Annotated in this window: 13 protein-coding genes; 4 read left to right on the top strand and 9 right to left on the bottom strand. The window is 65.1% G+C overall.

The genetic code is table 11. The annotated features are described in order from the left end of the window. Positions 1-99 precede the first annotated feature (99 nt). Positions 100-1,239, top strand: coding sequence for a cytochrome-c peroxidase (locus tag ACE3T8_RS13545; RefSeq protein WP_374609792.1), 1,140 nt, complete (start codon positions 100-102; stop codon positions 1,237-1,239). Here ACE3T8_RS13545 and ACE3T8_RS13550 read toward each other — a convergent pair. From ACE3T8_RS13550 to ACE3T8_RS13580, 7 genes are all read right to left on the bottom strand, one after another. Next, positions 1,236-2,828: a hypothetical protein gene (locus tag ACE3T8_RS13550; RefSeq protein WP_374609794.1), complete on the bottom strand. Its 1,593-nt coding sequence runs from the start codon at positions 2,826-2,828 to the stop codon at positions 1,236-1,238. The genes ACE3T8_RS13545 and ACE3T8_RS13550 overlap by 4 nt on opposite strands. A 144-nt stretch (positions 2,829-2,972) precedes the next feature. Next, entirely contained in the window at positions 2,973-3,689 is a 717-nt protein-coding gene (locus tag ACE3T8_RS13555; RefSeq protein WP_374609795.1) for a M48 family metallopeptidase, read from the bottom strand. Continuing rightward, positions 3,673-6,903, bottom strand: a complete 3,231-nt coding sequence (locus ACE3T8_RS13560; protein WP_374609797.1) for a type I restriction endonuclease subunit R — start codon at positions 6,901-6,903, stop codon at positions 3,673-3,675. Before ACE3T8_RS13560 ends, ACE3T8_RS13555 begins: the two co-directional genes overlap by 17 nt. Continuing rightward, positions 6,896-8,134 carry a restriction endonuclease subunit S gene (locus ACE3T8_RS13565; RefSeq protein WP_374609799.1) on the bottom strand — a complete coding sequence of 413 codons (1,239 nt, stop codon included), beginning with the start codon at positions 8,132-8,134 and terminating at the stop codon, positions 6,896-6,898. Before ACE3T8_RS13565 ends, ACE3T8_RS13560 begins: the two co-directional genes overlap by 8 nt. Continuing rightward, complete coding sequence (gene rhuM, locus ACE3T8_RS13570) at positions 8,134-9,177, bottom strand: RhuM family protein (protein ID WP_374609801.1); 1,044 nt, start codon at positions 9,175-9,177, stop codon at positions 8,134-8,136. The genes ACE3T8_RS13565 and rhuM overlap by 1 nt, the downstream gene beginning before the upstream one ends. After that, a complete protein-coding gene (locus ACE3T8_RS13575) occupies positions 9,164-10,732 on the bottom strand; it encodes a type I restriction-modification system subunit M (RefSeq protein ID WP_374609803.1) in 1,569 nt (522 codons plus the stop codon). Before ACE3T8_RS13575 ends, rhuM begins: the two co-directional genes overlap by 14 nt. 5 nt (positions 10,733-10,737) lie before the next feature. Further along, a complete protein-coding gene (locus ACE3T8_RS13580; RefSeq protein ID WP_374609805.1) occupies positions 10,738-11,307 on the bottom strand; it encodes a hypothetical protein in 570 nt (189 codons plus the stop codon). Between the two features lie 261 nt (positions 11,308-11,568). Here ACE3T8_RS13580 and ACE3T8_RS13585 point away from each other — a divergent pair, with 261 nt between their 5' ends. Beyond that, positions 11,569-11,823, top strand: a complete 255-nt coding sequence (locus ACE3T8_RS13585; RefSeq protein ID WP_374609807.1) for a hypothetical protein — start codon at positions 11,569-11,571, stop codon at positions 11,821-11,823. Positions 11,824-11,900: 77 nt separating this feature from the next. On the opposite strand, the gene groL is transcribed toward ACE3T8_RS13585, so the two are convergent. Both groL and groES read right to left on the bottom strand, forming a co-directional pair. After that, positions 11,901-13,541: a chaperonin GroEL gene (gene groL, locus ACE3T8_RS13590; protein ID WP_374609809.1), complete on the bottom strand. Its 1,641-nt coding sequence runs from the start codon at positions 13,539-13,541 to the stop codon at positions 11,901-11,903. Positions 13,542-13,724: 183 nt separating this feature from the next. Continuing rightward, a complete protein-coding gene (gene groES, locus ACE3T8_RS13595) occupies positions 13,725-14,015 on the bottom strand; it encodes a co-chaperone GroES (RefSeq protein ID WP_374609811.1) in 291 nt (96 codons plus the stop codon). A 259-nt stretch (positions 14,016-14,274) separates the two neighbouring features. Here groES and ACE3T8_RS13600 point away from each other — a divergent pair, with 259 nt between their 5' ends. Then, positions 14,275-16,602: a protein-disulfide reductase DsbD family protein gene (locus ACE3T8_RS13600; protein WP_374609813.1), complete on the top strand. Its 2,328-nt coding sequence runs from the start codon at positions 14,275-14,277 to the stop codon at positions 16,600-16,602. Continuing rightward, positions 16,602-17,207, top strand: a complete 606-nt coding sequence (locus ACE3T8_RS13605) for a TlpA family protein disulfide reductase (protein ID WP_374609815.1) — start codon at positions 16,602-16,604, stop codon at positions 17,205-17,207. The genes ACE3T8_RS13600 and ACE3T8_RS13605 overlap by 1 nt, the downstream gene beginning before the upstream one ends. Positions 17,208-17,445 lie beyond the last annotated feature (238 nt).

The following is a 17,445-nucleotide window of genomic DNA, read 5'->3' on the forward strand; positions in this document are numbered from 1 at the left end:
CCCCTGCAACCGGCCAGCATCCACCTTATCCGGCCATGCGCCTCCAAGCCAGCGTAGGATCAATTGCGGACAAATGGGAAGGGAATGGGCCTTCGAAGCATGAGAGTTTTGTTGCTGGCCACTGCGATGCTGGCGCTGGCAGCCTGCGGCTCCGATCGTGCCGGGCCCTCGACTCCCGCGGGCGTCGCCGCGGCCACCAATATCGATTTCGCGGATGTCGCCAATTACGCATCACCCGCGCTCCCGGCGTATTTCGACCAGAGCGTGGCCGCGCTGGACAACAGCCCGATCTCCAACCCGGTCGATGACCGGGTGGCGACGCTCGGCCGGGTGCTGTTCCACGACCTGCGCCTGAGCACCAACAACCGCGCCTCCTGCGGATCCTGCCACCAGCAACGCTTCGGCTTCACCGATCCGATGCGGTTCAGCAATGGGATCAGCACCGCCGGCACCACCGATTTCCATGCCATGCGCCTGGGCAACCTGCGCTACTGGCAGCCGGGCACCATGTTCTGGGACCGCCGTGCCGCCGATGCCGAGGCGCAGGCGAGCCAGCCGCTGCACAGCCTGGTGGAAATGGGCTGGGGCGGGCCCGCAGGCGGCATCGACGCCCTGATCCGCAAGATGTCGGCCACCGCGTATTACCCGGACCTGTTCGCCTGGGCGTTCGGCAGCGCGACGATCACCGAGCCGCGCATCCAGCAGGCGCTCGCCCAGTTCGTGCGGGCGATGGTGTCCCACGACAGTCGCTGGGATGCCGGCTACGCGCGGGTGTTCTCGCCCGCAGCGTCGAACCGCGCACTCGACATCGACCTGGCGAACTTCACTGCGGAGGAAAACCGCGGCCGCCACCTGTTCATGGCCGATGCCGACCAGGGCGGTGCCGGATGCGCCGCCTGCCACCGGCCGCCGACGTTCGCCCTGGCCGCGGACGCACGCAGCAACGGGCTGGATGCCGGCGAGACGCGCCTGTTCAAGGCACCGTCATTGCGCAGCGTGGGCCTGACCGGGCCGTACATGCACGACGGCCGCTTCGCGACGCTGGCCGAAGTCGTCGACTTCTATGCGACCGGCGTGCGCGACGGCCCGGCGCTGGATCCACGTTTGCGCGAGGCGAGCGCACCTCGACGCCTGGATCTGGACGCCGCCGACCGGGCGGCGCTGGTCGCCTTCCTGAAGACGCTGGACGATCCCGTGCTCACCACGGATCCCCGCTTCGGGGATCCGTTCCGGCGTTAGGCGCGGATCGCGTACAGCGTCGCGTTGCTGATCGCGTAGACCCCGCCGTCGGCGCCCACCCAGGTCGGCGTGTAGGCCTGGCCCAGACCGGTATTGAGCCGCACGCTCTGCGAGAACGTGTTGTTGGTCAGGTCCCAGCGATACAGGATGCCGTCCTCGTTGTTGGCGAGGATCGACTTGCGCTCCGGGTCGGTGACCATGGTGTTGATGCACCACTCGCGTCGGCCGGTGGTGGAACCGGCATCCAAGGTCGGTCCGAGAATGGTCAGCACCTCGCGCATCACCTGCACGCTCGGCGTGATCGCATCGGCCTGGCTTGCGCCCGGATCGAGCACGGCGAGCTGGTTCAAGCCCAGGCCGGTGCCGACGCCGGCGTAGTTGTTGTATTTCTGCGCGAGCAGGTAGGTCGAGGTGCCGGTGTAGGACGGCACCATCGAGGCCGGGATCACGCTCGGCGACACGTCCCAGCCGAAGCTGCCGGGCACGCCCACCGGATTGAGTGCGGCATCGAACTGCAGCAGCCAGCCCCGCGCGTTGTGGGAGCCGAACGTCCGCTCGAGCACGCCGTAGAAGACGCGCCCATCGGGGCCGACCACCGGTGCCGCGGTGCCGTCGTCGCTGAGGCGCGCCGGGCCGCCCAGGAACGGATCGAGCAGGGCCACGCTGGCACGTGTCGCCAGGGTGGTGCTGTCGAGCGCGAGCAGCATGCCGTTCTGGGTCGCGCTGGTCGCGCCGCGGTTGACCGCGATATAGACCGTGCTGCCGTCGTTCGACAGCGCCGGTGCGCAGTTCATCACCGGCTTCACGATCGAGGCATCGCCGGCGGCCGCGGCCACGCCGACCCAGGTGCCGGTGCCGCCCGGCGTGACCCGGGCGATGCCGCTCACCAGCCCGGCGGGGTTCGTTCCGGTGACCTGGAAGCCGAAGAAGATGTTGCCCAGCGCATCCGCGGTGAGCGGGGTGTTGATGAAGACCGTGGCGTCGAACGCGGCGGGATTGGCGTTGTAGTTGTTCGCGCCATAGAAGACTTGCGGCGCGAAGTTGCCGGAGGCCGCATCGCCATCGGTGCGCACCAGCAGCTTGCCGCCGGCGCCCTGCACGTACAGCCGGCCCTGTGCGGTGAGCAGCGGGCTGTAGGGCGGGAGCCAGTTGCGCGGTAGGGTCACGTAGTCGGTGGTCGCCGACCAGATCAGCGTGCCGTTCGCGCCGTTGCGGCCTTCGACGCGATAACCGCCGGTCGCGCCCGTCTTCACCGGGATGACCACGGTGTTGTTGGTGGTGACGACCGGCGAGCCGTAATGGGTCAGCAGCGCGCCGGACTGGGTGTATTGCGGTGCGAGATCCACCGGGGTGGTCCATGCGATCCGCCCCAGGTCCTGCGAGCGGATGGTGCTGGCCGCGGTGTGCTGCGCATTGCGCCCGTAGCCGAACCAGGCCGGGCCGGTCACCGGCGGTGGTGGAGGCGGCGGTGGCGGTGGGGGCGGCGATGGATTGGGGTTCGACCGGCCTCCGCCACCACCGCATGCGGCTAGCGCAACGGACGAAGCCAGCATCGTCAATGCCTGGCGGCGCGAGAAGAGTGCGGTCATGGGCAGGGCCGGGGAACGGGAGGATGGCGCGAGCATAGGCCTCGCGTTGCTGAAGCGCACCTGCCGTGCCGTTCAGCAACTTGTTCGGGTTCGAGTACGAGATCTTTTCGCAAGCGCTCTGGTCTGGAAGTAGCAGTATTCGACCTACAGCAACTGAGCCTCCAAGTGCGCTTTGCGTGATTCCCAGTCCGGCATGACCCGTGTGAGCAAGCTTCGCCACTCAGCACCATGGTCGGGATGCATCAGATGCGCCATCTCGTGTGCAATCACATAGTCGATCAGACGTGGTGCGGCCCTCACCAAATCAGCGTTCAGGACCAGACTCCCTGCTGGCGTCATGCTGCCCCAACGATTGCGGAGTGGACGCACGATCAGACGAGAAGCACGGATGCCTTGCCTCAGCCAAAGGCCCTGTTGCGCCAGCCATCGTTCTCGCAAGACCACTCTTGCCTGTGCCGCGTACCACGACTGAACAAGATCGCGCGTTAAACCACGCTCCTTCTCTTGTCCCAGACCGACCACCAGACGCGTTCCACGCTTCTCGACACTGCTCACCCGCCCGGCCTCGATCTGAAGACGCAGCTGGTCGCCCAAGAACAGATGCGTTTCCCCGCTCAGGTATTGCCGAACCGGCGTTCTAGGCCGCCACCGGACGAAGCGCGAGTGCTGCTGCTGGATCCAGTCTCCTCGGCGCGAAACACGCGCGATCACGGCTTCATCCGAGGCGTGCATCGGCGCAGTCACCACGACCTCCCCTTCCGGATCAACCGCGATGCGCAAGCGCTTCACCTCTGCGCGACGCAACCGGAACGGCAAACGTCGACTCCCCCATGAAGCCTCCAGATCAACGAATGCGGCCATCGTCCGGCATCCGAATCGTGGCGATGTCCATGAGCTGATCAACGATGGCATCCAGCACATCCGGTGTCAGCGCTTCAGGCGCGCCAAGTTCATCGAAATAGAAAGTATCAACTTCGGCACGGATGCGGTTCCTCACCCCCTCATCGGTCTGCCAGCCAATGATCCGGTGCGTCGCTACCGCCTCGGCGAATACCGATGCGAAGCGGACGGGAAGCGTCTCATCGTTCAGCCCGGCGTTCTCCAGCTCACGCCGGGCGATGCCCCAGAACGCGGTTTCGTGGCCCTTGCCGCGAATGGCCGTAGGCACGGCCTCTTCATCACCCTCTCGATGGGTCACGCCATCACGATGTTTGCGCACAGCCTCCAGATACGCTTTCTCGTCCAACCGATGCTGACGGAACGCGTCGATGGTGTCCTTGATCAGCTTCGAGAACTTCTCGTAGAAGACCGGGTCTTCGTCCCACTTCTCGTCGATCTCCCGCAGGGTCCGGCTCGCGATCTCGTCCGCGACTGAGGCATCGGTGCGCTTCTGCTGCTTGCTCGCTGCGGCCAGCGCCTTGTCGTCGAACACCGGCAATGGCTCCACAACAGTAGTGACCTCATGCGAAGTCACGTAACGATCAAGCAGGCGCCGCAACTGCTTCTTGTACTCGTCCCAATCCGCCACCTTTTCGCTGTAGCGGGCGCGGACGCTTGCGCGCAATGCTTCAAAACGCGCCTGGTCGCCGCGCCAGCGCCGCAAACGCTCCGGCGGCGTGTCCTCCAGGAACTCCCGCGACACCTGAGCCATTTCCAGACCACGCCGAAAATTGCTGAGCGCACGATAAAACGTTGCGCGTAGCGCCTCGTCGGCCAGATGCCGCGCGTAAGCTTCCTCGTCGTAGCGGTTGGACACACCCGCAAACACATCGAGCAGCTCCGCATGCTGCTGCGGGAGCCTGGCCGCCCGATCACGAATCAGACTGACCGCATTGGCAAGGTCGGCTTCATCGAAATCCGCCAACGCTGCGTTGCTGCTCAGCGCATCGCTCAAATCAGTTAGCACGCCGCAATAGTCGATGATATAGCCGTACGGCTTGTCGGCTGCGCCTGTTTCCTCAAAGACGCGGTTCACCCGGGCGATGGCCTGCAGCAGGGTGTGTTCCTTCAACGGCCTGGCCAGATACAACACCGTGTTGCGCGGCGCGTCGAAGCCGGTCAAAAGCTTGCTGACCACGATCAGCAGTTCCGGCCCTTCCGGACCCTTGAACGCATCGACGATCTGGCGGTTGTAGGCCGCCTCGTCGCCGTAGCGCTGCATCATCTTCTTCCAGAATTCCTTGACTTCGCTGTCGGTGGACTCGTCGATGGCGGACTCGTCCTCGCGCATGTCCGGCGCGGAGATCACCACCTCGCTGCGGACCTCGCCGATCTCGTCGAATAGGCGCTTCAGGAGCACCGCATCGCGTTTGCTGGGCACGGCGACCTGCCCCTTCAGGCCACTACCCTGAAAATTGTCGACGTAGTGACGGCCGGCATCGAAGGCCACGCAGCGCAACCAGTCGCTGACCCCCATGAGGGTGGTCGGCTTGCTCATGCTCTTCTTCAGCTCGGCACGGCGCGCATCGCTCAGTTCGCGGGTGCTGCGCTCGAACCAGGCATCGATCGCGTTCGCATCGATGTCCTGCTCGACCAGCCGGCCTTCGTACAGCAGCGGCACCACCGCGCCCTCGGCCACGGCGTCGGTCAGGGTGTAGGCCGGCTGCACCAGCGGGCCGAATTTGAGGAACGTGTTGCGCTCTTTTTTCGCCAGCGGGGTGCCGGTAAAGCCGATCACGCAGGCATTGGGCAGGCCCTCGCGCATGCGCGCGTGCAGGCTTTCGATGTCGCCGTACTGGCTGCGATGACTTTCGTCGATCAGCACGAAGATGTCGGCGCTGTCGTCCACCAGCTTGCGCTTGTTCAACCCGGCCCGGAACTTGTGGATCAAGGTGGTGACGACCGGGGCCTTCGCTTCCAGCAACTCCAGCAGATGCTCGCCGGTGCGCGCCTGCACCGGCTCCAGGCCGGTAGCGCGGAAGGTCTTGCGGATCTGGTCGTCCAGGTCGGTGCGGTCGGTCACCATGACGATGCGTGCACCGCGCACGTCCATCGCGAGGGACTTGGCCAGCATCACCATGGTCAGCGACTTGCCCGAGCCCTGGGTGTGCCAGACCACGCCGCCCTCGCGGCGCTGGCGGTCGTCACGTTTCTGCACGCGTTGCAGTAGGTGGCGCACGGTGAAGAACTGCGGATGCCGGGCGATCTTCTTGAACGGACCGTCGAACAGCACGAAGCGGCGGGCGAGTTCCAGCAGGCGTTCGGGCCGGCACAGCCCGGTCAACAGGCGGTCCTGCTCGGTTACATAGCGGCCGCCGGCCTCATGCACGGCCCGGTGCCGGCGCTGGTGGGCGGCAAAGTCCTTGAGCAGTTCTGCCTCTTCGATGGCGTCCAGGGGCCGATTGATGGCGGCACCGATCTCTTCGCCGGCGATGTCCAGCTCTTTCCATTCGGCCCACAGCTTGGCGGGCGTACCCACGGTGGCGTAACGCGGTGTGTTGGGCTGGGCGGCGACCAGCAACTGCACGGTGTGGAACAGGCCGGGTGCGCCATCCTCCTGCTTCTGGTTGCGCAACTGCTGGCTGATGGCATGCAGCACGTCCTCGCGCGGGCTCTTGACCTCGATCACCGCAAACGGAATGCCGTTGACGAACAGCACGATGTCCGGGCGCACCACCTGGCCGGGCACGGTTTCCACCGGGAACTCCGCGGCCATGTGGAAGGCGTTGGCCTGCCAGTCGTCCCAGTCCATGTAGCGCAGGCTCCACTCGCGCTGCAGGTTGTCGATCCGCTGCGGCAGGGAAATGCCCAGCTGCAGCAGGTCGGTGGCGGCCTCGTTGTTGCGCAACAGACCCTGGAACGGCTGCTCGCGCAGGCGCTGGATGGCGGTGTGCAGGTTTTCTTCGGAGAAGGGGTGGTTGCGGCCGTCGTAGCGAATACGGTTGATGCGGCTGAGCTGTTTGCGCAGCACGTCCTGCAGCAGGACCTCGTTCCGGCGGTTGCCTCGCTGGCGTTCCACTTCTGCACGTGGCAGGTAATGCCACCCCAGGGCGGAGAGGGTATGCAGGGCTTGCAGCTGGGCGCCGCCGGCTTCGGACAGGGGGAAGTCGGGGCTGGCAGATTCGATCTCAGACATCGCCAGGCTCCATGCCGGGCAAGTCGCGGGTGAGGCGCTGTTGGCCGGTGAGAAGTTTCTGCATCAAGGCGCGCTTCTGTCGTTGCAGCGATTCAACGCGCTCTCGACTAGGCTGCACCCGCGCTCTCGCAGCCCGCACAGCATCCGCGATGCGCTTCTGCTCTTGCTGGTTGGGCAGCGGCAGCCTCATGGAGAAGAAATCTTCGGCACTCACATTAAGCAAACCGTGATTTCGCGCACCCTCGTGCGCAATCATGTGAATTTGGCGATTAAAGAATCCAGATTCGCATACGGCAGCTAAGTAGTTGCCATCGAGGGCATCTTGGTCATCGGCCCCGAAACAGAGATACAGGGACGACAGCACGCCTTCTTCCACATCTTCCAACCGCTTGATGGCCCCATACGGATAGCCATTGGAATAACTCTTGTTGTAGGCGAACTCGCCACGTCGAATCAGCGTATAGCTATCGATGACATCCGACGCTACACGCCTTCCAAAGAAAGTGCTCTGCGGCACCAAGCCACTTTCGGCTGAGATTGTAAGTGGCACCACGTCAGCGTTTGTTGGAGGCCGCCGCACGCGGCTCACGACTTGCGCCAAGTCGACCTGCTTCCCAGCAATACTCGCAATCAACTTGCTAGCAATGGCAGCCGACTGATCCGCGGTTTCCTTCGCAATCTTTTCTGCAAGATCGATCTGTCGATCCGCCGCATCCAGCACGCGCACAATGCGGCGCTGTTCGTCCAGCGAGGGCAGCCTCAGCGGAAGTGCTTTCAGCTGTGATGAGTTGATGCTGGCAAGGTTTGTCGTTTGTTTCGAGCAAGCCAGAAAGTAGCGCCGGCCAGGCTCTGCAGCGCAATACGCCGCCAAAAATTCCGGCAGCAAATGCTTTCGATTGACGCGCACCGCAAACACGTGGTTTTGATGGAGACATGGTGATATCTGATTGCGCCAGACGGCACCTCGCCCGAGCTTGTCGAAGTCTCCGCCCTCGGTCATCAATACATCGCCATCTTCCAGCGAATACCGCTCCACTCGCGACGATTCCACCGCAATGGTCTTGATCTCCGTGAGATCGAGGTGCCCATCCTGCACATTGGCAACGCGCAGATAGGGCAGCTCCACAGGATCGGTGAGTGCCTTCTCGTTATTCTTGGCAATGCCGGTCCGCACTTCAGCAACCTCGGCAAGTTTGCTGCGCTGCCAAGGCGCAATGGCTTTCGTTGCCATCAGCCCTTCCCCTTCGGCACGCGCGGCTTCTTCAATGCCTTCGCAGTCTGTTCGACCCGCTTGCTGGCCGCCGCGAATGCCCGCTCCACCTCGCTTTCCGCATTGATGCGCGCCGTTCGGAACTTCTCGTACTCCGCTTCCGCCTTCAGCCGGGCCTGTTCCTGCGAGACGCGGCCGGCATGATCCAGCACCGCACGGTCCGCCAAGCTCAGGAACTCGTCGAGCTTGGCGATCCAGTCGGTCATCGCCATCGGCCGGCGGTTCATCGCCTGCAGTTCGGCAAATTCCAGATAGGCAGTAACGATGCGGTTGAGGGGCTCCAGCTCGTCCTGGTGCAGATAGTTCTTGGCGATGCCTGCATCCGCACGCACCGGCGGCTTGCCGCGCTCCGACCCGGCCCAACTCGTCAGGCCCATGTTCGGCAATGCGGCATCGGCACGGGCATGCACGATCTCCGCCGCGGTGTGGCCGTGCGCCGCCCAATGCATCTTGTTCTGCACGGTCGCGAAGAAACGCTGGCTGGCTTCGGCGGACGGGTCGTAGTCCACGCTGGTGGCGTAGATGTCCAGCACCTGCCGCCAGAACACCTTTTCGCTGCTGCGGATGTCGCGAATGCGCGCCAGCAGCTCGTCGAAGTAGTCGCCGCCGCCGGCCTGCTTCAGGCGCTCGTCGTCCATGGCGAAGCCCTTGACGAGGTAGGCGCGCAGGTGGGTCGTGGCCCATTGGCGGAACTGGACGCCACGCTCGGAGCGCGTGCGGTAGCCAACTGCCAGGATCATGTCCAGGCTGTAGCTGTTGAGGCGGCGGCGCACCCGGCGGTCGTTTTCTGAACGAACTTGTACGTATTCCGTACAAGTTGCCTCCGGGCGAAGCTCGCCATCGGCATAGATGGCCTGGATGTGCCGGGTCACTGTCTGCGGGGTGATGCCGAACAATTCGGCAATCTCCGCCTGGGTCAGCCAGACGGTTCCGTCCACCGCCCGCAACTGGATGCGGGCGCTGCCGTCCTGGCTGCGATAGAGGATCAGTTCACCCGCGGACATCGATGCCCAGCTCCTTCAGGTAGCGGTTCATCTGCTTGCGGGTCTCGGCCAGCTGCTGCTCGAGGTCTTCTATCCGAATCTGCACGGCCTGCAGGTCGATCTCGGCCTCCGGCTCGTAGGTGTCCACGTAGCGCGGGATGTTGAGGTTGAAGCCGTTGCCTTCGATTTCGGCCAGATCCGCCAGATGCGAGTAGCGCGGGATCTCGCGGCGCTCGCGGCAGGTGTCCACGATGCGCTGCAGGTCTTCCTCGCGCAGCTGGTTCTGACGCTTGCCGGGCTTGAAATCGCGGCTGGCATCGACGAACAGCACGTCGCGTTCGTGCTCTCGCAGGCCGCCGGATTCACGCGCGCGGTCGAACACCAGAATGCAGACCGGGATGCCGGTGGTCGGGAACAGCTGCGCCGGCAGGCCGATCACGGCATCCAGCAGATTGTCGCGCACGATGCTTTCGCGGATGCGGCCTTCGGCACCGCCGCGGAACAACACGCCATGCGGCACCACCACCGCGATGCGGCCCTCACCCGGTTTGGCGATGGCCAGCATGTGAAGGATGAAGGCGTAATCGCCGCGACTCTTCGGCGGAATGCCGCGGGTGAAGCGGTGCCACCGGTCATCCTTGACCTCTTCCGCGCCCCATTTGTCCAGACTGAACGGCGGGTTGGCGACCACGATGTCGAAGCGCATTAGCGCGTCACCCTGCAAAAGACCTGGGTCGGTCAACGTGTTGCAGCGGACCAGGCTGGCGCTGTCCATTCCGTGCAGGAACATGTTCATCTTCGCCAGACCCAGTGTCTGGGCGTTGGACTCCTGTCCGAACAGGCGGAAGTTGCTGGTGCCCACTTCTTCGCCCGCGCGCAGCAACAGCGACGCGGAGCCGCAGGCGGGGTCACAGATCGTGTCGCCCGGCTCAGGGCGGGCCAGCTTGGCGACGAGCTCCGAGACCTTGCGCGGAGTGAAGAACTCGCCCGCCTTCTTTCCGCCCTCGGTGGCGAAGCGCTCGATCAGGTAGATGTAGGCGTCGCCGATGATGTCCTCGCCGACCTTGCGCAGATCCAGTTCCGGCTTGTTGAAGTCTTCGAGCAGCTGCTTGATGCGGCGATTGCGCTCCTTGGTACTGCCGAGATTGGATTCCGAATTGAAGTCCACGTTGCGCAGTACACCCGGGAGCTTCTGCTCGTTGGCCTTTTCGATGGCATCCAAGGTGATGTTGACCAACTCGCCGATGTTGTCTGCCTGTCGGCGCTCATACAGGCTTTGGAAGCTTCCGAGAAACCGGTCGATGGGTGCATCGTCCTTGTCGTAAAGCGTGACCTCGGGCAAGGCGAAGCGCTCGCGCCCCATATCCCGCTGCACACGCAGCTCGCGCGCGGCTTCCGGCATATCCTTATATTTCTTGCGGTAGTCAGCTGCGTGAGACTCCCACTGGTCGCTGATGTACTTAAGGAACAGCATCACCAGCACGTAGTGGCGGTATTGGTCTGCATCGATGGCGCCGCGGAACGTGTCGCAAGCGGCCCAAGCGGCGTTGCGGATGTCTTCGGGACGGGCGGTCATGAGAATTACGACTCCAGTGAGGCGAATGCAGCGGCCAATTGCCGCGTGCGGAGTTGGGCGGTGTGGGCGGCAAGCTGCTCCAGCACGGCGGCTTCCTGATACGCGAGATGGAACAGCGCGCCGATCTGACGCTGGCGTTCCAGCGAGGGCAGCGGAATGGGCAGATCCTTTAGCGAGCCGATTGGGATCCGCGGGATCAAGGCTCCCGTGGTCGAGGCCTGAAGGCTGCTGCGGACCGGCTCGAAGGTGAGCCAGGCGGCGAGGTAGGCGGGGTCTACACGCTCTTGATCAGGGCGGATCAGGTAGACGTCCAGCGTGGGATAGGCACCTTCCAGCCCGGCGCCGGCGGCATTCCCGGCAATCACCGCCTGTCCGCCACGAGCCGCGAGCAGCACATCGCCCACTCGAGCCGCAAGGGCGCGCTTGGCTGTGGGGCGAGTGCCAGCGACCAAATCACGCTTCTGCGGGTCCAAGTCCTTGATTTGTATGAAGCGGACCGCATCGCGGGCCACACGCCGATCCGGGCTGCTGCCCGTGATCACTTCGGCTAGGTGTGCGAGTACGCGCGTCTCCATGGCGGCACCCTGCGCCCGAATTCGGCGAACGTCAATAGAATTTTAGTTTGAGTTCGTCTCGAGCGTTGACATCGCCAGATGGCAAGCGTAGCGTAGCCCGTGAACGAAACAGGCCCGGTGTTAGCGCACCGGGCCTGTGGGGTCCACTCCCAGCAGCGGTGGGCCGCCGGAGACTTGCGTGGATCGCAATACAAGAGTCGCCTGGGGATCGTTCGAGGTCAAGCGCTGGACCTTCCCTAATCTCGCCGAAGGAGGCGACTCATGCTCTATTTCATTGACTACGACCTGCGCAAGAAGCGCAATTACCAACCGCTCTACGACGAACTCAAGCGCTTCGGGGCCATCCCGATGCTCGAGTCGTTGTGGTGCTTCCGCTCTAACTCAACCGCTGTCGCCATCCGCGACCATTTTGCGCAATTCATTGACACGGATGATGGCCTCAGCGTCAGTCAGGTGGCTGATTGGGCAACGCGCGGCATCACGAATACGCCCAATAAGCTCGCGTCTGCGGCTTGAGGCGATTCAATCATCGGCAAGCAAAACCCCCGCCTCGCGGCGGGGGTTTTCTTTTGTGTCGACGCGAATGAAGCGGATCAGAAGTCCATGCCGCCCATGCCGCCCATGCCACCACCGCCCGGCATCGCCGGCTCGTCCTTCTTCGGGGCCTCGGCCACCATCGCTTCGGTGGTGATCATCAGGCCCGCGATCGACGCGGCGTTCTGCAGCGCGGTGCGGGTGACCTTGGTCGGGTCCAGGATGCCGAACTCGATCATGTCGCCGTACTCGCCGTTGGCGGCGTTGTAGCCGAACGCACCGCTGCCTTCGACCACGCGGTTCAGCACCACCGACGGCTCTTCGCCGGCGTTCGCCACGATCTCGCGCAGCGGGGCTTCCATCGCGCGCAGGGCGATCTGGATGCCGTGGGTCTGGTCTTCGTTGGCGCCCTTGATCTCCTTGATCGCGGCCTTGGCACGGATCAGGGCCACGCCGCCGCCGGGGACGATGCCTTCTTCCACCGCCGCACGGGTCGCGTGCAGGGCGTCTTCGACGCGCGCCTTCTTTTCCTTCATCTCGACTTCGGTGGCCGCGCCGACCTTGATCACCGCCACGCCGCCGGCCAGCTTGGCCACGCGCTCCTGCAGCTTCTCGCGGTCGTAGTCGGAGGAGGTTTCCTCGATCTGCGCTTTGATCTGCTTGATGCGCGCCTCGATGCCCGCGCCGTCGCCGGCACCGTCGATGATGGTGGTGTTCTCCTTGGAGACCTGCACCTTCTTCGCACGGCCGAGGTCCTTGATCGTCGCCTTCTCCAGCGACAGGCCCACTTCCTCGGAGATCACGGTACCGCCGGTCAGGATCGCCATGTCTTCCAGCATCGCCTTGCGGCGATCACCGAAGCCCGGCGCCTTGACCGCGCAGACCTTGACGATGCCGCGGATGGTGTTGACCACCAGGGTCGCCAGCGCCTCGCCTTCCACTTCCTCGGCCACGATCAGCAGCGGCTTGCCGGCCTTCGCCGCGCCTTCCAGCACCGGCAGCAGGTCGCGCACGTTGGAGATCTTCTTGTCGTGCAGGAGGATGAACGGGTCTTCCAGTTCGGCCTGCATCGACTGCTGGTTGTTGATGAAGTACGGCGACAGGTAGCCGCGGTCGAACTGCATGCCCTCGACCACGTCGAGTTCGTTCTCCAGGCCCGAGCCGTCCTCGACGGTGATCACGCCTTCCTTGCCGACCTTGTCCATCGCCTGCGCGATCAGGTCGCCGATGTTGTGGTCGCTGTTGGCCGAGATCGCGCCGACCTGGGCGATTTCCTTGCTGGTCGACGACGGCTTGCTGAGGGTCTTCAGCTCGGCCACGGCGGCGCCCACGGCCTTGTCGATGCCGCGCTTCAGGTCCATCGGGTTCATGCCGGCGGCGACCGCCTTCATGCCCTCGCGGATGAACGCCTGCGCCAGCACGGTCGCGGTGGTGGTGCCGTCACCGGCGTTGTCGGAGGTCTTGGACGCGACTTCCTTCACCATCTGCGCGCCCATGTTCTCGAAGGCGTCGGCCAGCTCGATTTCCTTGGCGACGGACACGCCGTCCTTGGTGATCGTCGGCGCGCCGAAGCTCTTCTGCAGCACGACGTTGCGGCCCTTCGGGCCGAGGGTGGCCTTGACGGCATTGGCGAGCACGTTGACGCCGCGGACCATCTTGGCGCGTGCGTCTTCGCCGAAACGAATGTCTTTTGCAGCCATGGGAATTACCTCGATTTGGATTGTTGGGGCGGCCGCATGGCCGTCCGGTTTCTTGTAGGGGCGGCCCCCCGTGGCCGCCCGCTTTTCAACGGGTGCCGACGAGGACCGGTTTTACGAGAGCTGGGCGACCACGGGGGGTCGCCCTTGCGGAGGCGACGCGGGGTCACCTCACAGGACGATCGATCAGCCCAGGATCGCGAACAGGTCGTCTTCCTTGACCACCAGCAGGTCGACGCCGTCGAGCTTCACTTCGGTGCCGCTGTACTTGCCGAACAGCACCTTGTCGCCGACCTTGACCTGCGGCGCGCGCACCTGGCCGTTGTCCAGCACCTTGCCGGTGCCCACGGCGATGACTTCGCCCTTGATCGGCTTCTCGGTGGCGGAGTCCGGGATCACGATCCCGCCGGCGGACAACTTCTCTTCTTCCATGCGCTTGATGACCACGCGGTCGTGCAGCGGCTTGATGTTGGACATGAGCAACCTCGGTAAATGGTTGATTGACGTGGAAAAACCCGGCGATTTTAGCAGTCGGCCAGACCGAGTGCCAAATCGCGGACAACACAACCGGGCGAACCCGGGATGCCACGGAGATGGGGCAACCCCCTGCCCTTTCAAGGGCATCCGGCGAAATCCGCATGAACCGCGGGATCGCCGCGCGGTCGAAGCCGAGCCGTCGGCCCGCCCGCATGCATGCAGCGGGCTGCGCGACAACCCCGCCCGGTAGACTGATGCGATGACAGCACTCCCCACCCGCCTGCGCCGCTGGCTGGCTGCACTCGCCCTCACGTTCGCCCTGCCCGCTGCACACGCCGCCGACATCGAACTGCCGCCGGTCGACGAGGTCTTCGTGCTGTCCGCGCAGGCCACCGCCCGCGACCGCATCGAAGTGCGCTGGCAGATCGCCGATGGCTATTACCTGTACCGGCATCGCACCTCGGTCAAGGCAGACGCGGCGTTCACCGGCGGGACGCTTGCTCTGCCCAAGGGCAAGGCGTATCGCGACGAATTCTTCGGTGATGTCGAAACCTACCGCCAGCAGCTGGTCGGCACGCTCACCGGCGTGCCTGCCCCCGGCGCAACGACCACCACGCTGACCGTCAAATACCAGGGTTGTGCGGATGCCGGCGTCTGCTATCCGCCGCAGACCCGGACGCTGAAGGTCGTGTTGCCGGGCGAGGCCGGCGACGACGGCAGCGGTTTCGGCTTCGTCAGCAGGAAGGGCGGGCTGTTCGGCGTGGGCAATGCCGATGCCGGCGCCACCGACGCGCTGCCGCTGCCGGTCGAACAGGCCTTCACCAGCGAAGTCATCGCCACCGACGGCAATACCCTGCTGCTGCGACTGACACCGGCGCGCGGCTACTACCTGTATCGCGACAAGCTGTCGATCAACCTGGACGCCGGCAAGGGCCTGTCCGCCGCGCTGCCGCCGGCATCGAAACTGCCGAAGGCCAAGCCCTATCGCGACGAGCACTTCGGCAACGTGGCGGTGTATTTCGACCAGGTCGAGATCGCGGTGCCGGTGGCGCGCACGGTGGCCGACGCCGCCAGGGGCACCCTCGTGCTCGGCCTGCAGGGCTGCCAGGATGGCGGCATCTGCTATCCGCCGATGACCCGCCGGCTGGCGGTCTCGCTGCCGGCGGGGACGCTCATGCCGGTGACGGCAATTGAAGCATCGACCGCCACCGATGTCGGCGCTATCGACAGCGCCACCGTTCCTGACGCGGCAAGCGATGCACCCATCGCCACGGCGATTTCGACCGATGCCGCCTTGGCCGCACGCAATGGCAATGCACCGGCCACCGATGCAGAACGGACGCCCCCGCCGCAGCAACAGACCCGTGGCCTGCTCGCTTCGCTGCTGCTGGCCTTGCTCGGCGGCCTGATCCTCAACCTGATGCCCTGCGTGTTGCCGGTGCTGTCGCTGAAGGCGCTTTCACTCGCTCAGAGCGGGGCGAGCCGCGAGGCCGCACGCACGCATGCGCTGGCCTACACCGCCGGTGTGCTGGTCAGCTTCGCCGCCTTGGGCGCGCTGGCGCTGGGCTTGCGCAAGGCCGGGCTTGCCTTGGGCTGGGGCTTCCAGTTGCAGCAGCCACTCGTCGTGGCGGCACTGGCACTGGTGGTGTTCGCCTTCGGGCTGAGCCTGTCGGGGCTTTGGTACGCCAACATCGGCGTGGGCCAGCGCGGCAGTGCGCTGGTGCAGCGCGATGGCGTTTCGGGTGATTTCTTCACTGGCGTCCTGGCGGTCGTGTTGGCCACGCCGTGCACGGCACCGTTCATGGGCGCAGCGCTTGGCTATGCGTTCACCGGACCGACGTACGGCGGGATGCTGGTGTTCCTGATGCTGGGCCTGGGGCTGGCGCTGCCGTTCTTGCTGATCGGCTTCGTGCCGACCTTCGCGCGGCTGCTGCCGAAACCGGGCGCGTGGATGGAGACGCTGAAGCAGCTGCTCGCATTCCCGATGTATGCCACCGCGGTGTGGCTGCTGTTCGTGCTGGCGTCCCTGCGCGGCGCCGATGCGGTGTGGCACCTCGGGGTTGCCGCGATCCTGCTGGCATTCGCCGCCTGGGCCTGGACCCGCGCCCGCAGCGGCGGCAGCGGCCATTGGCAGCTGGTCGCGGCGCTCGCCTTGCTCGGCATCGCCTGGCCCATGACCCAGTTGCATGCCCTGCAGAAACCTCGGGCGACGATCACGGAAACGCATGCCGGCGTTCCCAGCGTGGCGTTCTCGGAGCAGGCGCTGGCCGACCTGCGCGCGCAGGGCCGCGTCGTCTTCGTCAACATGACCGCGGACTGGTGCGTCAGCTGCAAGGCCAACGAAAAAGTGGTGTTCGCGCGTCCCGGCTTCCGCACCGCACTGGACGCCGCCAATGCGGTCTACATGGTCGGCGACTACACCGACGTCGATCCGGCGATCACCGCCTATCTGGAACACCACAAAGCCGTCGGCGTGCCCTTGTATGTGGTGTATCCGGCCGGCGGCGGCGAAGGCCGGATCCTGCCGGTGATCCTGACGCCGAACCTGGTCGAGGACGCCCTGGCGCAGGCCGCGGGCGCACGTTGATGCTATCGAACAGGCGAATCCTGGTCGTCGCCCTGCTCGCCGCAGTGGCTGGCGCGGCGGCCAGCCTGTATTTCGAGCCGACCATCGCCCAGCGCCTGGCCGGCACCGAACCCGGCCAGCGCGTGCTCGGCGCGGTGCTGGATGCAAAGGCACCATCGCCGCCGGCAGGCGTGATCGTCGCCAAACGTGGCGACATCGTGCCGACGATGAACTTGGCCGCGCTGGACGGTAGCCGCGTCGCGTTGCCGCAGGCGTGGGCCGGGACACCGGTGCTGGTGAACTTCTGGGCCAGCTGGTGTGCGCCCTGCCTGAAGGAAATGCCGGAGCTTGAGGCGTATTCCGCAGAACAGGGCACCAACGGTACGCAAGTCGTCGGCATCGCGCTGGATGATGTCGCCGCGGCGCGCGCCATGCTGGAACGTCTCGGCATCACCTACGGCAATCTCGTCGATGCACCCGGACCCGCCGATGCCAGCGTGCGCATGGGCAATCCCGCGGGGGCGCTGCCCTACTCGGTATTGGTGTCGGCCGACGGCCGCGTGCTCAAGACGAAGATCGGGCCGTTCGAGGACGAAGCGGACATCGCGGCCTGGGCACAGCGCTGACGGGAAGCAAGAAAAGCAGGCGTAGCCCGGATAAGCGCAGCGCATCCGGGATCGAACGCCCCGACACCCCGGATGCGGCCTGCGGCCTTATCCGGGCTACAACTCTCTCCCGTAGGAGCAACTGTCTTGAGCCTAAGCGGCTAGCGTTCTCCATTCGGAGCCATCGCGAAGCATGGCGTTGAGCCGGATCAGGAGCACCCGCATGCACGCCACGAGTGCGACCTTGGCGCACTTCCCG

The organism is Thermomonas sp., from assembly GCF_041919455.1.
Lineage (GTDB): Bacteria > Pseudomonadota > Gammaproteobacteria > Xanthomonadales > Xanthomonadaceae > Thermomonas.

Coding starts and splice junctions, on each gene's coding strand:
- groES (WP_374609811.1), bottom strand. CDS start 14,015: ATGTCCAACATCAAGCCGCTGCACGACCGCGTGGTCATCAAGCGCATG.
- ACE3T8_RS13550 (WP_374609794.1), bottom strand. CDS start 2,828: ATGACCGCACTCTTCTCGCGCCGCCAGGCATTGACGATGCTGGCTTCG.
- ACE3T8_RS13555 (WP_374609795.1), bottom strand. CDS start 3,689: ATGGCCGCATTCGTTGATCTGGAGGCTTCATGGGGGAGTCGACGTTTG.
- rhuM (WP_374609801.1), bottom strand. CDS start 9,177: ATGTCCGCGGGTGAACTGATCCTCTATCGCAGCCAGGACGGCAGCGCC.
- ACE3T8_RS13605 (WP_374609815.1), top strand. CDS start 16,602: ATGCTATCGAACAGGCGAATCCTGGTCGTCGCCCTGCTCGCCGCAGTG.
- ACE3T8_RS13580 (WP_374609805.1), bottom strand. CDS start 11,307: ATGGAGACGCGCGTACTCGCACACCTAGCCGAAGTGATCACGGGCAGC.
- ACE3T8_RS13560 (WP_374609797.1), bottom strand. CDS start 6,903: ATGTCTGAGATCGAATCTGCCAGCCCCGACTTCCCCCTGTCCGAAGCC.
- ACE3T8_RS13565 (WP_374609799.1), bottom strand. CDS start 8,134: ATGGCAACGAAAGCCATTGCGCCTTGGCAGCGCAGCAAACTTGCCGAG.
- ACE3T8_RS13585 (WP_374609807.1), top strand. CDS start 11,569: ATGCTCTATTTCATTGACTACGACCTGCGCAAGAAGCGCAATTACCAA.
- ACE3T8_RS13600 (WP_374609813.1), top strand. CDS start 14,275: ATGACAGCACTCCCCACCCGCCTGCGCCGCTGGCTGGCTGCACTCGCC.
- ACE3T8_RS13575 (WP_374609803.1), bottom strand. CDS start 10,732: ATGACCGCCCGTCCCGAAGACATCCGCAACGCCGCTTGGGCCGCTTGC.
- ACE3T8_RS13545 (WP_374609792.1), top strand. CDS start 100: ATGAGAGTTTTGTTGCTGGCCACTGCGATGCTGGCGCTGGCAGCCTGC.
- groL (WP_374609809.1), bottom strand. CDS start 13,541: ATGGCTGCAAAAGACATTCGTTTCGGCGAAGACGCACGCGCCAAGATG.